The organism is Amycolatopsis sp. NBC_00348 (genome assembly GCF_036114655.1).
Lineage (GTDB): Bacteria > Actinomycetota > Actinomycetes > Mycobacteriales > Pseudonocardiaceae > Amycolatopsis.
In genome coordinates, this window is the sequence record NZ_CP107994.1 from 3014227 (window position 1) to 3029254 (window position 15028).

Here is a 15028-nt window from a genome sequence, read left to right on the forward strand (position 1 = left end):
CTCACGACAAGCCGCGGCAGACCGCTTACCGGCGCCTCCGCGGCTAGACCTGCGACTCCGCGCCGACCTCGGCTGCCCGGTGAGTCGCGGGCGGGCCGGGCGCGTTACCGGGTGAAGGTGGCCCAGTGGCGGGCGCCGTCGCGGACCGTGCCCAGGCTGACCAGGCGTACGCCGTCCTGGGCGATCGACTCGATCTCCGCGCGGCTGAACGGCCACGGCGGGCTGACCCACGTCTCGACGTCCGTGCTCTCCTCCGCGACCTCGCTGACCAGCGCCGTGCCGCCCGGGGCGAGGAACCCGGCCAGCGACGTGAGCGCCGCGGGGCGGAAGTCGCGGGGCATCGCCTGGATGTTCATGATCTCGACGACCAGGTCGAACGCCTGGTGCCACTCCCCCGGCGGCTTCAGCAGATCGGCCACGACGTAGTCCACCGCGGACTCCGGGAAGCGGACGCGGGCGGCCTCGACCGCCGTCGGGGCGATGTCGAAGCCCGTCACCACCCACCCCGCGGCCGCCAGCAGCTCCGAGTCGTCGCCGAGGGCGCTGCCGACGACCAGGGCGCGGCGGCCCTCGCCGGGGTGCTCGGCCGCCCAGGTCACCAGGTCCGCTTGGGGCTTGCCGCGGGTCCACGGGACTTCCGCCTCACCGCGGGCGGCGGCGGTGTAAAGCTCGTCGAACCACGCGGTCGGGTTGCCCTCGGCGAGCGAGGCACGGGACAGGACACGGTCGGCGGGCTCCGGGGTCGACATGATCACGACTTTAGCGACGACCCCGGAGCCGCGTGACCGATTTACCGCGCGACCGGGCCGGTGCCATTCGCGGCGACGATGGCGGCCGCGGTGATGTGGGTGGTGGCGGCCGGCAGGGTGAACCCGCGGGCCGGATCGCCGCAGGCGGTGCTCGGCCGGACGGTGGAGCCGGTGGCCGCCGGGGTGAAGGCGGTGGTCACGAGCAGGGGCGTCACGACCGCGGCGATGGTCCGGACCGTTCTCACCAGGTCCCCCGGTGGTTGGGTTGTCCAGTTCTGGCCAGGTTTGCCGACCGGTCTTGACATCGATGTCACCCGCGCGTTTGTCTTCCTACCGCGCCGCCGGTTTCCCCGTCGCGCGGTGCCGTTGTTCATCCCCTCCAGAGCTTGGAGCAATGATGCCCCGAAGCGCCAGACCACCGGTCGCCATGATGCTGGCCGCCACCGTGGTCGCCGCCGGCCTGGTCGCCCTCCCCGCGGCCGCTTACGCCGCCGAGGACGCCCTTCCCGCCGACTTCTCGTCTTCGTTCGAGCCGGGTGACCCCCAGCCGACGTGGACCGACACCGTCGACACCGACGCGGCCGGGAAGCCGCGCGCGTTCGGCGTCAACGGCGCGAACGGCACCGCGATCCCCGGCGACATCCGCGGCAAGGTCACCGAGACCAGCGCGAGCAGTGAGAACACCGACGGCGGCGAGGTCGTCGCCAACCTCGTCGACGGCACGCCGGACACGAAGTGGCTGTCCTGGGACCCGACCGCGTGGGCGCAGGTGAACCTGTCGGAGGCCACGTCGGTGACGCACTACGCGATCACCTCGGCCAACGACCACGACGAGCGCGACCCCAAGGACTGGACCCTGCAGGGGTCGGACGACGCGCAGACCTGGACGGACCTGGACAAGCAGGCCGGCCAGACGTTCAGCGCCCGGTTCCAGCAGAAGGACTACAAGCTGGCCGCGCCGAGCGCGCCGTACAAGTTCTTCCGGCTGAACGTGACGGCCAACAACGGCGGCGACATCCTGCAGGCCGCCGAGCTGCTGCTGGCCAACGACGACCCGACGCCGCCGCCGCTGCCGAACATGCGCAGCTTCACCGACTCCGGCCCGACCGGCGGGTACACGAACAAGAACCGCGCCGGCTTCACCGGGCTCAAGGCGTTCCGCTACTCCGGCAGCCAGACCGAGGCCGGGCACGGCTGGTCGTACAACAAGGTCTTCGACGTCAACGTCCCGGTCGTGGCCTCGACCGAGCTCTCGTACAAGGTGCAGCCGCAGTTCATCACCGGCGACCTGAAGTACCCGAGCACCAACGTCGCGATCGACCTGGCCTTCACCGACGGCACCTACCTGCGCAACCTCGGCGCCACCGACCAGTACGGCTTCCCGCTGACCCCGGAGGGCCAGGGCGCCTCGAAGGTGCTCTACGCCAACCAGTGGAACCTGGTGCGCTCGGCGATCGGCTCGGTCGCCAAGGGCAAGACCATCGACCGGATCCTCGTCGGGTACGACAACCCGAACGGCCCCGGCACGCTGCAGGGCTGGCTGGACGACGTGAAGGTCTCGGCCACGCCGACGCCGCCGTCGAGCACCCGGCCGAGCGACAACGTCGTGACCACGCGCGGCACGATGGCCAACAGCACGTTCTCCCGCGGCAACAACTTCCCCGCCACGGCGGTGCCGCACGGGTTCAACTTCTGGACGCCGGTGACCGACGCCGGGTCGAGCAGCTGGCTCTACAACTACAGCACCCAGAACAACGCGCAGAACCTCCCGCAGCTGCAGGCGTTCAGCGTGAGCCACGAGCCGAGCCCGTGGATGGGTGACCGGGAGGCGTTCCAGGTGATGCCGTCCGCGGCCACCGGGGTGCCCGACGCCAACCGCGACGCGCGGGCGCTGCCGTTCAAGCACAGCGACGAGGTCGCGCGGGCGCACTACTACGGCGTGCAGTTCCAGAACGGGATCAAGACCGAGATCGCGCCGACCGACCACGCGGCGATGATGAAGTTCTCGTTCCCGGGCGCGGACTCGAGCCTGATCTTCGACAGCGTCAACAACTCCGCCGGGCTCACGCTCGACCCCGCCACCGGCACGCTCTCGGGGTACACCGAGACCAACGTCTCGGCCGGCGCGGGCCGGATGTTCGTCTACGCGACGTTCGACAAGCCGGTCACCGCGGGCGGCAAGCTCACCGGGCAGGGCCGCGACAACGTCACCGGCTACCTGCGGTTCGCCGCGGGCGCCGACAAGACGGTCAACATGAAGATCGCGACGTCGCTGATCAGCCTGGACCAGGCGAAGAAGAACCTCGCCATGGAGATCGCCCCGGCCGCGACGTTCGACTCGGTGCGTGACGCCGCGCAGAAGGCGTGGGACGACCAGCTCAAGGTGATCGAGGTCGAGGGCGCGTCGAAGGACCAGCTCACGACGCTCTACTCGAACCTGTACCGGCTGTTCCTGTACCCGAACTCCGGGTTCGAGAACACCGGCACCGCCGCCAAGCCCGCCTACAAGTACGCGAGCCCGGTGTCGCCGAAGACCGGCCCGGACACCGCGACCCAGACCGGGTCGAAGGTGGTCGACGGCCAGACCTACGTCAACAACGGGTTCTGGGACACCTACCGCACGACGTGGCCGGCGTACTCGCTGCTCACGCCGGACATGGCCGGGAAGATGGTCGACGGGTTCGTGCAGCAGTACCGCGACGGCGGCTGGATCGCGCGCTGGTCCTCCCCCGGTTACGCGGACCTGATGACCGGCACCAGCTCCGACGTCGCGTTCGCCGACGCCTACCTCAAGGGCGTCAAGAACTTCGACGTCAAGTCGGCCTACGACGCGGCGCTGAAGAACGCCACGGTGACCCCGCCGAACTCCGCGGTCGGGCGCAAGGGCCTGGACCAGGGCATCTTCCTCGGCTACACGCCCAACACCGCCAGCGAGGGCTTCTCGTGGGCGATCGAGGGGTACGTCAACGACTTCGGCATCGCCAACCTGTCGAAGAAGCTGGCCGACGAAGCGGCGCCGAACGACCCGCGCAAGGCGGAGTACCAGGAGAACTACGAGTACTTCACCAGCCGCGCCCAGCAGTACGTGAACCTGTACGACCCGAGCGTCGGGTTCTTCCAGGGCAAGGACGCGAACGGCAAGTTCACCAAGACGAAGGACCAGTACGACCCGCGCTCGTGGGGCGGCGACTACACCGAGACCGACGGCTGGGGCATGGCGTTCACCGTGCCGCAGGACGGCAAGGGCCTGGCCAACCTCTACGGAGGTCAGGCGGGCCTGGCGACCAAGCTGGACCAGTTCTTCGCCGACCAGGAGACCGCCAACTACCCGGGTTCCTACGGTGGCGTGATCCACGAGATGCGGGAAGCGCGGGACGTGCGGATGGGCCAGTACGGCCACTCCAACCAGCCTTCGCACCACCTGCTCTACATGTACGACTACGCGGGTCAGCCGTCGAAGACGCAGGCGAAGGTCCGTGAGGCGCTCTCGCGGCTCTACAACGGCGCCGAGATCGGCCAGGGTTACGCCGGCGACGAGGACAACGGCGAGATGTCCGCGTGGTACATCTTCAGCGCGCTGGGCTTCTACCCGCTGCAGATGGGCAGCCCGAACTACGCGATCGGGTCACCGCTGTTCAAGAAGGCGACGATCCACCTGGCCGGCGGCAAGGACCTGACGATCAACGCGCCGAAGAACAGCGCGAAGAACGTCTACGTCCAGGGCGTGAAGGTCAACGGCAAGGCCTACAGCTCGACGTCGCTGCCGCAGGACGTCATCGCCAAGGGCGGCACGATCGACTTCGACATGGGCCCCAACCCGTCGAAGTGGGGCACCGCCCCGAACGACGCGCCGACGTCGATCACCAAGGACAACGCGGTGCCGACGCCGTTGCACGACGAAACCGGGCCCGGCAAGGGCACGCTGTCCACTTCGGACGGCTCCGACGCGGGGGCGTTGCTCGACAACACCTCACGCACCCAGGCCGCCGTCACCGGCGCCCTGCAGTACCAGCTCAACTCGACCGACGAAGCCGTCAGCCACTACACGCTGACGTCCCAGACCGGTGCGGGCGACCCGAAGAGCTGGACGCTGAAGGGCTCCTACGACGGCAAGACGTGGGCGGTCGCGGACCAGCAGACGAACCAGAGCTTCGCCTGGCGGCAGCAGACCCGCGCGTTCAAGGTGGCCAACCCGGCGCACTACGCCTACTACAAGCTCGAAGTCACCGCGACCAGCACCGGCGCCCCGGCGCAGCTGGCCGAGTTCGAGCTGCTGGGCAAGCCGGACGCCTCCTGCACGCAGACCATCACCGGTGAGCGCAAGGGACCGCTGAACGTCTCGAGCGGCACGGTGTGCCTGCAGGACGCGACGGTCTCGGGCCCGGTCACCGTGGGCGGCGGCGCTTCGCTGATCGTCCGCGGCGGCGAGGTCAAGGGCCCGCTCGCGGCGACGGGTGCCGCCCAGGTCGTGCTCAACCGCACGAAGGTGGACGGCCCGGTGGCGATCACCGGGGTGACCGGGCAGGTGTCGATCGAGCTGACGACGGTCGGCGGCCCGGTGGCGCTGACCGGCAACCACGGGCCGGTGCTCACGTCGAGCACGATCGGCGGCCCGCTGGCGTGTGCGATCAACTCCCCGGCCCCGACGGACTACGACCTGCCGAACACCGTCCGCGGCCCGTCCGCCGGGCAGTGCGCGAAGATCTAGTCCCGCAGTAGTCAGGTCCGTGAAGGCCTCCTTACCGGCTCTTACCGCCGGGAAGGAGGCCTTCACGGCTTTCGGAGGGGTGAGATGGAGTTCTTCTGCTACCACCGGGACCGGCCCGGGTCCGCGGTGCTGCGCCAGGAGCTGCGGGAGGCGCACTGGACCTACATGGACCGCTTCCCGATGATCGCCCGCGGCCCCACGATGGACGGGGACACGCCCACCGGCAGCGTCCACGTCCTCGACCTGCCGGATCCCGCCGCGGCCCGCGCGTTCGCCTTCGACGAGCCGGGCTACCAGGCCGGGGCGTACCGGGACGTGCTGCTGCGCCGGTGGCGCAACACCCTGGGCCGCACCATGGGCGACTTCCCGGGTGGGCGCACCGGTGGCCGCCGGTACCTGGTGCTCGGCCTCGGTTCCGGGACACCGGCCGACCTCGAGGTCCCGCCGGGACGGGACGAGCTGATCGCGTACGGGCCCCTGCTGTCCGACGACGGCGAAGCGTGGCTCGGGACCGCGGTGCTGCTGCGGGCCCCGGACCCGGACGCCGCCCGCGCCGTCCTCACCGCGGACCGCTACGCCGCGATCGAGGTGCACGCCTGGCAGTTCGGCGGCCGCCCCGCCTGAGCGAAGCCGTGAAGGCCCCCTTACCGGCCGTAAGAGCCGGGAAGGAGGCCTTCACGGCTTTCGTCAGGGGCGGCGCAGGCCGGCCAGTTCCTTGGCGAGGGCGTCGGCGAAAGGCCCCGGTTCGGACACGAAGCCGAGGTGGTCGCCGGGGAACTCGACGTACCGGCAGGCCAGGTGCTCGGCCTGCAGCCGCGCGGCCTGGGCGTGGCAAGCGTCCCGGTTGCCGGCACCCGCGGCGGTGACCACCGGGATCCCGGTGCGGCGGACGGCGTCGAGGTCCGGGGTGGACAGGGCGATCGGCAGGAACTCCCGGCGCAGGAAGTAGTCGGCGGCCGCCGGTTCGGGGAAGTCGGCCGGGGACGCGCCGAGCAGCTCCAGTGCCGGCACCGCGCCGCGCTGCGTGTAGGTGGTCCGGACCTGCCGGGCGAACGCCAGCCGCTGCGGGGCGTCGGGCAGCAGCGCCAGGCTGGGGGCGTCGTGGACGACGAGCTCGGTGACGACGTCCGGCTGGTGCGCGGCCAGCTCGAACGCGATCGAACCGCCGCCGCCCTGGCCGAACACCACCGCGCGGGCCGTGGCGGGGCGGGCCGAGCGGATGACCGCGGCGGCGTCCCGGGCCTGCTGCGCCAGGTCGAAGTCGGTGTCGCGGCCGGTGCTGCGCCCGGTGCGCCGCCGGTCGTAGGTCACCACGGTGTAGTCGTCCGACAGCTGCTCCGCGAGACCGGCGTAGCGCGTGGCGTCACCGCCGAGGCCGGCGATCAGGAGCAGGAGCGGGCCGGCGCCCCGGAGGTCGTAGGTGAGGTCGGCGCCCTCGTGCCGGACGGTGTGCGTGCCCACGCGCCCCTCCCCCTGCGTCGAGTCTGCCGGGCCACACGCTACGCCGTTCGGCCGATACGGTGGGCACATGTCCGACGCCGTGTTCTTCTCCTCTTTCGAAACCGGTGACCCGCAGCCGGTGGACCCCGCGCTGCGGGTCGATCGTGGGCCGGACCGGTCCCCCACGGCCAAGACCGGCGTCGGCTTCACCGGGGCCCGCGCCCTGCGCTACACCGCGCGTCCGTACGGTGTCCTGTTCGAACTCGACGCACCCGTCACCGACCGCACCGAGCTGTCCTATGTGGTCTTCCCGCGGTCCGACGGGGAGATCCCGGCCTACCACGCGACCTGGGTCAGCCTCGACGTCGAGTTCGCCGACGGCACGTCGGCCGGGTTCGACCCCGTGGACGACAAGACGCTGTGGGTGGACCAGTGGAACCCCGTCCGCCGCCCGCTCGGCGCGTTCGCCGGACGCCGGATCGCCCGGATCGTGCTGCGGACCGCGTCCCCCGAAGGCGAGATCACCGGCTGGCTCGACGACGTCCGGATCACCGAGCGGGAAGACGCGCCGCGCGAACCCGCCGACCTCGTCCGCACCACCCGCGGCACGCACTCCAGCGGCGACTACTCCCGCGGCAACAACTTCCCCGCGACGGCGGTGCCGCACGGGTTCAACTTCTGGACCCCGGTCACCGACGCCGGCGTCACCAACTGGATCTACTCCTACCACCGCCACAACGACGAGCAGAACCGTCCCGCGCTGCAGGCGTTCGCGCTGAGCCACCAGCCGAGCCCGTGGATGGGCGACCGGCACACCTTCCACATCATGCCCGGCACCGGCCCGGTCGAACCGGACCGCCGCAAGCGCGCCCTGGCCTTCTCCCACGACGACGAGACCGACTCGCCGCACCACTACGGCGTCCGGTTCGCCAACGGCATGACCGCCGACCTCGCCCCGGCCGACCACGCGGCGATCCTGCGGTGCACCTTCCCCGACAAGCACGGCTGGCTGCTGTTCGACAACGTCGGCCACCGCGGCGGCCTGCGGCTGAACGCCGACACTGGCGTCGTCACCGGCCACACCTGGGTCCGCAGCCGCCTCTCGGCCGGCGCGCGCCGGATGTTCGTCTACGCGCAGACCGACGCTCCGGCCACCCGCGGCACCAAGTACCGCCGGCCCTGGCGACGCGTCTCGGGCTACTTCGAGTTCGACGGCCCCGAGGTGACGCTGCGGATCGCGACGTCGCTGATCAGCCTCGCCCAGGCCAAGCGCAACCTCGAACTGGAGATCCCCGCCGGGACGACGTTCGAGCAGGTCCGGGCGCAGGCGCGGGAGCGGTGGCAGGAGCAGCTCGGCCGGATCGAGGTCGAAGGCGCCACCGACGACCAGCGCACCACGCTCTACTCGAACCTCTACCGGCTGTTCCTGTACCCGAACAGCGCGCACGAGAACACGCCGAAGGGGATCCGGCACGCGAGCCCGGTCGTGCCCCGGCGGTGGCCGAGCACCCGCCGGCGCACCGGCGCGAAGGTCGTGGACGGCGAGATGTTCGTCAACAACGGCTTCTGGGACACCTACCGCACCACCTGGCCCGCGTACGCGCTGCTCACCCCGGCCCACTGCGGCCGGATGATCGACGGGTTCGTCCAGCAGTACCGCGAAGGCGGCTGGATCTCCCGGTGGTCGTCCCCGGGGTACGCCGACCTGATGACCGGCACCAGCTCCGACGTCGCGTTCGCCGACGCCTACCTCAAGGGCGTCCGCGGCTTCGACGTCGAGGCCGCCTTCGACGCCGGGCTGAAGAACGCCACCGTCACCCCGCCGCATCGCTCGGTCGGCCGCAAGGGACTCGACCGGTCGATCTTCCTCGGTTACACGCCGACGTCCGTCCACGAAGGACTGTCCTGGGCGCTGGAAGGCTGCGTCAACGACTTCGGCCTCGCCAACCTCTCGACGGCACTTTCCCGGGAAAGCGACGGGCCGCGCGCCCGGATGTACGCCGACTACGCCGCCTACTTCCGCGAGCGCGCGCAGCACTACGTCCACCACTTCGACCCGAAGATCGGCTTCTTCCAGGGCCGCAAGCGCGACGGCGGCCGCAAGTTCGCCCCCGAGGGCTACGACCCCGCCGCTTGGGGCGGCGACTTCGTCGAGACCAACGCCTGGAACACCGCCTTCACCGCACCCCACGACGGCCCCGGCCTCGCCGCCCTGCACGGCGGCAACGCCGGCCTCGAAGCCAAGCTCGACACCTTCTTCGCCACCCCCGAAACCGGCCAGCGACCCGGCGCGTACGGCGGCCTCATCCACGAGATGACCGAAGCCCGCGACGTCCGGATGGGCCAGTACGGCCACTCCAACCAGCCCTCGCACCACATCCCCTACATCTACAACCACGCCGGCGCGCCCGCGAAGACCCAGCGCGTCGTGCGCGAGGTGCTGCGCCGGCTCTACCTCGGTAGCGAGCTCGGCCAGGGCTACCCCGGCGACGAGGACAACGGCGAGATGTCCGCCTGGTACCTCTTCAGCGCCCTCGGCTTCTACCCGCTGGCCGTCGGCAGCCCGCGCTACGCGATCGGCTCGCCGCTGTTCGAGAAGGCGACCGTGCACCTCGGCGACGGCAAGAAGCTCGTCGTCCACGCCCCCGGCAACACCGACGAGACGGTCTACGTCCGCGGCCTCACCGTCGACGGCGCACCGCACGACGCCACGACGATCGCCCACGCCACCCTCGCCGGCGGCGCCGAGCTCGTCTTCGACCTCACCACCGAACCGACCACCTGGGGCGCCCCGCCGCCGCCCGCCGAGCAGCCGGCCCCGGTCACCGACCTCACCGGCACCGCGACCAGCTCCGACGGCACCCGCGTCACCGCGCTGTTCGACGACACCACCGGCACCCAGGTCACCTTCCGCGGCGCCGAGCCGGTCGTCGAGTTCACCGTCACCGGCGAGCCTCGCGCCGTCACGATGTACACGCTCACCTCCGGCACCCGCCGCGGCGACCCCAGCGCCTGGACCCTCGAAGGCTCCGACGACGGCACCGACTGGACGACGCTCGACGAACGCACCGGCGAGCTGTTCCGCTGGCGCCGCCAGACCCGCCCGTTCGTCCTCGCCACCCCGGCCGCGCACGCGCGCTACCGGCTGCGGATCACCGCCACCCGCGGCCGCCGGGCCACCCTCGCCCAGTGGGAGCTGCTCGCCCGATGAACCACCTCCGCACCGCCGCGCTCGACCGGTTCGCGGCGGCCGACCCCGGCCTGGTCCGGCTGCGCCTGGCCGGCTCCGCGGTCCTCGGCATCATCCTGGCCGTCGGGGCGCTGCTGCCGGCGCACCTGCCGCTGACGGTGATGCTGGTCGGCGCGATCGCGGCGATGATGACGGCGTTCACGGTCAACGACGCCACCCCCGGCGGCCAGGCCGGCACCCTGGCCCTCGCGTTCCTCACCGGCGCCGCGTCGATCACCGTCGCCAGCCTCGGCTCGGTCCTGCCGCCGCTCGACACGATCGTCTTCGTTCTGCTGATCTTCGTCGCGGTCTACGCCCAGCGCTTCGGCCCGCGTGGCACCGCGCTCGGCTCCATCGGGTTCTTCCTGTTCTTCTTCCCGATGTTCCTGCAGACCCACCTCAAGCAGGTCCCGCAGCTGCTGCTCGCGCTCGCCGTCGGCGTGCTGGCCAACACCGTCGTCCGGTTCGTGCTGCTGCGCCGCAACCCCGAGGCCGAGTTCCTCCGGGTCCGCCGCGCCTTCCGCGCCCGGCTCGCCGCCGTCGTCCGCGCCACCGAGGCCTACCTCGCGGTCAACGGCAGCGAACGGACGCGCAAGCAGCTGCGCAGCTCCATCAGCCGGCTCCACGAGTGCGTCCTGCTCATCGAGGACGCCGCCCCCGACGTCGTCGACGCCCGCGCCACCGACCGGCTCCGCCGCCGCGCCATCGAGGTCGAGCTCGCCGTCCAGTGGCTCGCCAGCACCGTGCAGCGCACCTGCTCCGATGAGCTCACCGCCGAAGTCCGCGACGACCTCATCGCCCGGCTCGCCCGCTTCCGCGCCCTGATGGAACGCGACCCGCGCGAACTGCCGCTGATCAGCCAGACCGGCGAGTACAGCCGGATGCTCGTCGAAGGCAGCCGCATCGACGAGCACGCCGCGCCCGGCGACGGCGTCCGCAAGGCCCTGGCCGAACTGGCGCTGGCCGACGACCGCGCCCAGCGCGCCGCCGACCCGGAGACCTCGACCGACCCGCTCGACGCCGAAACCGACGACGACGAACCGACGCAGAAGTTCGCCTACGACAACCAGACCCGCAGCGCCATCCAGGCCGTCGTCGGCGGCGGGCTCGCCGTGCTCGGCGGCGAGCTGGTTTCCCACCAGCGCTGGTATTGGGCCGTGCTCACGGTGTTCGTGGTCTTCATCGGTGCCTCCAGCGCCGGCGCCACGTTCGTCAAGGGCGTCCGCCGTCTCGGCGGCACCCTGATCGGCATTTTCGGCGGTGTCCTGCTCGCCCTGCTGGTCGCCGGCAGCACCCCGGCCACCCTCGCCCTGATCCTGGTCTGCGTGTTCGGGATGGTCTACACCGCGCGCGTCTCGCAGGTGGTGATGGCGTTCTTCGTCACCAGCATGCTGGGCCTGCTCTACAGCCTGCTCGGCACGTTCAGCTTCGCGGTGCTCTGGATCCGCGTCGCCGAGACCGCCGTCGGCGCCGCCGCCGGGATCCTCGCCGCGGTCGTCATCGTCCCGGTGCGCACCCGCTCGGTCATGCTCGACAACATCACCGAAGTCCTCGACGAGCTCACCGAGTTCCTCGAACACGCCGAGGGCCTGCTCGCCGGGGAGGAGAACGTCAACATCATCGAGCTCTCCCGCGACCTCGACCGCGCCGTCGAGCAGGTCCGCACCACGATCGAACCGCTCACCCACCCGGTGAACCTGCGCAGCGCCCGCCGCGACTACGGCTGGCACGTGCTCACCACGCTGGAGACCATCGCCTTCCGCGCCCGCCACGTCGCCGCCCGCGCCCAGCCCGGCCAGCTCGCCGGCGGCGACGTCGACCGGCTCCGGCTGTTCACCGGCCGGCTGCTGGCCAACATCGACGTCCTCCGCAAAGCCCTCGACTCCCCGGGCGGCCCCACCCCCGGCACGCTCGTGCGCGACGACGGCACCCCCGTCTCCGACCGCATCGAGCAGGCCGAAACCCGGGCCGTCCTCTCCAGCCTCAGCCACCTCGACGAAGGCCTCGTCTCCCTCGGCCGCGTCTTCCACGTCGAAGCCACCGATCCGCGGGTCCCGGCGAAACGGCCGTGAGGGCGGCGCGGCGTCGCCCGGCGAGAGCCGCGTGCTGATCGTCCTGCTCGATCTCCCCGGTACGGCCGTCCCACCTCGTCACAGTGCCGCGCGAGCACGGCCAGCTTGTGCCGGACCGTGCGCCCGCCGTCCGGGACGCCGGTTCCCGATCGGGCGCTCCGGCCGGTAGTGCGCACCCTCGAACGGCGAGGCGTCTCCGTCCCACATCCGGAACGCCGGCCGGACGGTCTCGTCCAGCCGCTCGAACCGTTCCCCCACCGGCGGGAACGGCAGGCCCATCGCCCGCGCCTCGCCGTCGTGGTGCCCGGTGCCGATCCCGAACCGCGCCCGCCGGGCCGCGAAAAGTCCGTGATCCCGATGCCGAACCGCGCGGCAGCCTCCCTCAGGCCCGCGTGAGCAGCTCCAGGTTGTGCCCGTCCGGGTCGGCGAAGTAGACGCCCCGGCCCCCGAGCTCGTGGTTGATCTCGTCCGGCACCCGGTGGAAGGGGTCGGCCCAGAACGGCGTCCCCGACGCCCGCAGCCGAGCCAGCGCCGCGTCGAACTCCTCGTCGCCGACCAGGAACGCGTAGTGCTGACCGTGCACCGCGCCCTCGGCCGTCGCGAAGTCCAGCGTGACGCCGTTCGCCAGCCGCAGCTGGCGGAACGGCCCGGCCACCGGCCCCACCGGCAGCCCGAGGATCCCGGCCAAGAAGCCCGCCGACGCCTCCCGGTCCGACGCCCACACGATCGTGTGATTCAGCTCCACGCCCATCACGCGACCCCCGGCGTGAACGGCAGCGGGCCGCCGATCGCGCTGAGGTGGATCCCGGCCAGCCGCCAGCCGCCGTCCTCGCGCACCAGGACGTGCGTGGCGCGGAACTTCCCGTCCGCCGGCGCGCCCTTGAACGACGCGGTCTGCTCGTGGACGCCGATCGCGATCGCCGTGTCCCCGAACTCGCGCACCTCGACGTCACGCCAGTCGAGGGACTTCGTGACCAGGTCGCCGGTGCGGTAGCGCGCCAGCCACTGCGGCCCGTCCAGGACGAACCCGACCGGGCCGACCAGCCGGAAGCCGTCGGCGACCAACGCGCCGAGCGCCTCGGTGTCACCCCGCACCTCGGCGTCCGCCCACCGGCGTCCCACGGCCCTGACCTGCTCTTCGGTACTGCTCATGATCGCGCTCCCCACCGGTCGGTGACTTGACGAGGCAAACGTTAGAAGTCTAACCGTTCGATGTCAAACGCTTAGACCTCTCCACACCTGCGATACGGTCCCCCCGTGCCACCACCCACCACCGCCCCCATCGGCGTCGTCCTCGCCCGCACCGCCAAAACCGCCAGCCGCGCCTTCGACCACGCCCTCACCGCCGCCGGCAGCTCCCAGCCCATCTGGCAGATCCTCATCTCCCTCAAAACCACCCCCGTCGCCAACCAACGCGAACTCGCCGACGCCGTCGGCATCCAAGGCGCCACTCTCACCCACCACCTCAACGGCATGGAAACCACCGGCCTCGTCACCCGCCGCCGCGACCCCGACAACCGCCGCATCCACGTCGTCGAACTCACCGACCACGGCGAACAGCTCTTCCACCAGCTCGCCACCGCCGCCATCGCCCACGACAAACGCCTCCGCGCCGGCTTCACCGACGACGAGATCACCACCCTCGCGACCCTCCTGCACCGCCTCGCCGCCAACCTCACCGACCAACCCGCCCCCGAACCGATCCGGCGAGAGTGACTGGACGCACCCGGACGGCGACCACGGAGAGGGATAGGCTCCGAGGCACAAGCCAAAGTCGTCTCGATTTCAAGCTGGAGTAGCGCTATGACCCAAGCCCCCGTCAACGTGACCGTCACCGGCGCCGCCGGCCAGATCGGCTACGCGCTGCTCTTCCGCATCGCGTCCGGTCAGCTCCTCGGCCAGGACGTCCCGGTGAAGCTGCGGCTCCTCGAGATCCCGCAGGCGGTCAAGGCGGCCGAGGGCACCGCGATGGAACTCGACGACGGCGCCTTCCCGCTCCTCGCCGGCATCGACATCTTCGACGACCCCAAGCAGGCCTTCGAAGGCACCAACATCGCCCTCCTCGTCGGCGCCCGCCCCCGCAGCAAGGGCATGGAGCGCGGCGACCTCCTCGAAGCCAACGGCGGCATCTTCAAGCCCCAGGGCGAAGCCATCAACGCCGGCGCCGCCTCCGACATCAAGGTCCTCGTCGTCGGCAACCCCGCCAACACCAACGCCCTCATCGCCCAGTCCCACGCCCCCGACGTGCCGGCCGACCGCTTCACCGCGATGACCCGCCTCGACCACAACCGCGCGCTCGCCCAGCTCTCCAAGAAGCTCGGCGTCTCCGTCACCGACATCAAGAAGCTCGCCATCTGGGGCAACCACTCCGCCACCCAGTACCCCTCGGTCCAGCACGCCGAGGTCAACGGCAAGAGCGTCGACCTCGACCAGGCCTGGCTCGAGAGCGACTTCATCCCCACCGTCGCCAAGCGCGGCGCGGCGATCATCGAGGCCCGCGGCCTCTCCTCGGCCGCCTCGGCCGCGTCCGCCGCCATCGACCACGTCCACACCTGGGTCAACGGCACCAACGACGGCGACTGGACCTCCGCCGCCGTCGTCTCCGACGGCTCCTACAACGTCCCCGAAGGCATCATCTCGTCGTTCCCGGTCACCGCCGCCGGCGGCGAGTACAAGATCGTCCAGGGCCTCGAGATCGACGACTTCTCCCGCGCCCGCATCGACGCCTCCGTCGCGGAGCTCGTCGAAGAGCGCGACACCGTGCAGAAGCTCGGCCTCATCTGAGCCAGTACCTCGTAGCGAAAGGGTCGCCGTCCGATGTGGACGGCGG

At 71.3% G+C, this 15028-nt stretch carries 11 protein-coding genes; 6 read left to right on the forward strand and 5 right to left on the reverse strand.

What is annotated here, in order from left to right:
• Window positions 1–104: 104 nt before the first annotated feature.
• Window positions 105–749 (reverse strand): class I SAM-dependent methyltransferase, encoded by a 645-nt coding sequence (locus OHS58_RS13290; RefSeq protein ID WP_328648411.1) that lies wholly within the window; start codon window positions 747–749, stop codon window positions 105–107.
• Window positions 750–790: 41 nt separating this feature from the next.
• The gene (locus OHS58_RS13295; RefSeq protein WP_328648412.1) at window positions 791–994 is read right to left on the reverse strand and encodes a hypothetical protein; all 204 of its coding nucleotides are present in this window, start codon (window positions 992–994) and stop codon (window positions 791–793) included.
• A gap of 152 nt (window positions 995–1146) precedes the next feature.
• Here OHS58_RS13295 and OHS58_RS13300 point away from each other — a divergent pair, with 152 nt between their 5' ends.
• Window positions 1147–5457: a GH92 family glycosyl hydrolase gene (locus tag OHS58_RS13300; RefSeq protein ID WP_328649803.1), complete on the forward strand. Its 4311-nt coding sequence runs from the start codon at window positions 1147–1149 to the stop codon at window positions 5455–5457.
• An 84-nt stretch (window positions 5458–5541) separates the two neighbouring features.
• Entirely contained in the window at window positions 5542–6081 is a 540-nt protein-coding gene (locus OHS58_RS13305) for a YciI family protein (protein WP_328648413.1), read from the forward strand.
• Between the two features lie 63 nt (window positions 6082–6144).
• Here the strand turns inward: OHS58_RS13305 and OHS58_RS13310 are convergent, their stop codons facing one another.
• Entirely contained in the window at window positions 6145–6918 is a 774-nt protein-coding gene (locus tag OHS58_RS13310) for an alpha/beta fold hydrolase (RefSeq protein WP_328648414.1), read from the reverse strand.
• Between the two features lie 67 nt (window positions 6919–6985).
• Between OHS58_RS13310 and OHS58_RS13315 the strand changes: the two genes are divergently transcribed.
• Together OHS58_RS13315 and OHS58_RS13320 are read left to right on the forward strand one after the other, a co-directional pair.
• Complete coding sequence (locus OHS58_RS13315) at window positions 6986–10108, forward strand: GH92 family glycosyl hydrolase (RefSeq protein WP_328648415.1); 3123 nt, start codon at window positions 6986–6988, stop codon at window positions 10106–10108.
• Window positions 10105–12198, forward strand: coding sequence for an FUSC family protein (locus OHS58_RS13320; RefSeq protein ID WP_328648416.1), 2094 nt, complete (start codon window positions 10105–10107; stop codon window positions 12196–12198). The genes OHS58_RS13315 and OHS58_RS13320 overlap by 4 nt, the downstream gene beginning before the upstream one ends.
• 382 nt (window positions 12199–12580) lie before the next feature.
• Here OHS58_RS13320 and OHS58_RS13325 read toward each other — a convergent pair whose 3' ends face one another.
• Together OHS58_RS13325 and OHS58_RS13330 are read right to left on the reverse strand one after the other, a co-directional pair.
• Window positions 12581–12949 carry a VOC family protein gene (locus tag OHS58_RS13325; RefSeq protein WP_328648417.1) on the reverse strand — a complete coding sequence of 123 codons (369 nt, stop codon included), beginning with the start codon at window positions 12947–12949 and terminating at the stop codon, window positions 12581–12583.
• On the reverse strand, window positions 12949–13350 hold the full coding sequence (locus tag OHS58_RS13330; protein ID WP_328648418.1) for a nuclear transport factor 2 family protein: 402 nt from the start codon (window positions 13348–13350) through the stop codon (window positions 12949–12951). Before OHS58_RS13330 ends, OHS58_RS13325 begins: the two co-directional genes overlap by 1 nt.
• Before the next feature lie 105 nt (window positions 13351–13455).
• On the opposite strand from OHS58_RS13330, the gene OHS58_RS13335 reads away from it, so the two are divergent.
• Window positions 13456–13914 carry a MarR family winged helix-turn-helix transcriptional regulator gene (locus tag OHS58_RS13335; protein ID WP_328648419.1) on the forward strand — a complete coding sequence of 153 codons (459 nt, stop codon included), beginning with the start codon at window positions 13456–13458 and terminating at the stop codon, window positions 13912–13914.
• An 87-nt stretch (window positions 13915–14001) separates the two neighbouring features.
• Window positions 14002–14982: a malate dehydrogenase gene (locus OHS58_RS13340; RefSeq protein WP_328648420.1), complete on the forward strand. Its 981-nt coding sequence runs from the start codon at window positions 14002–14004 to the stop codon at window positions 14980–14982.
• The last annotated feature ends 46 nt before the right edge of the window (window positions 14983–15028 follow it).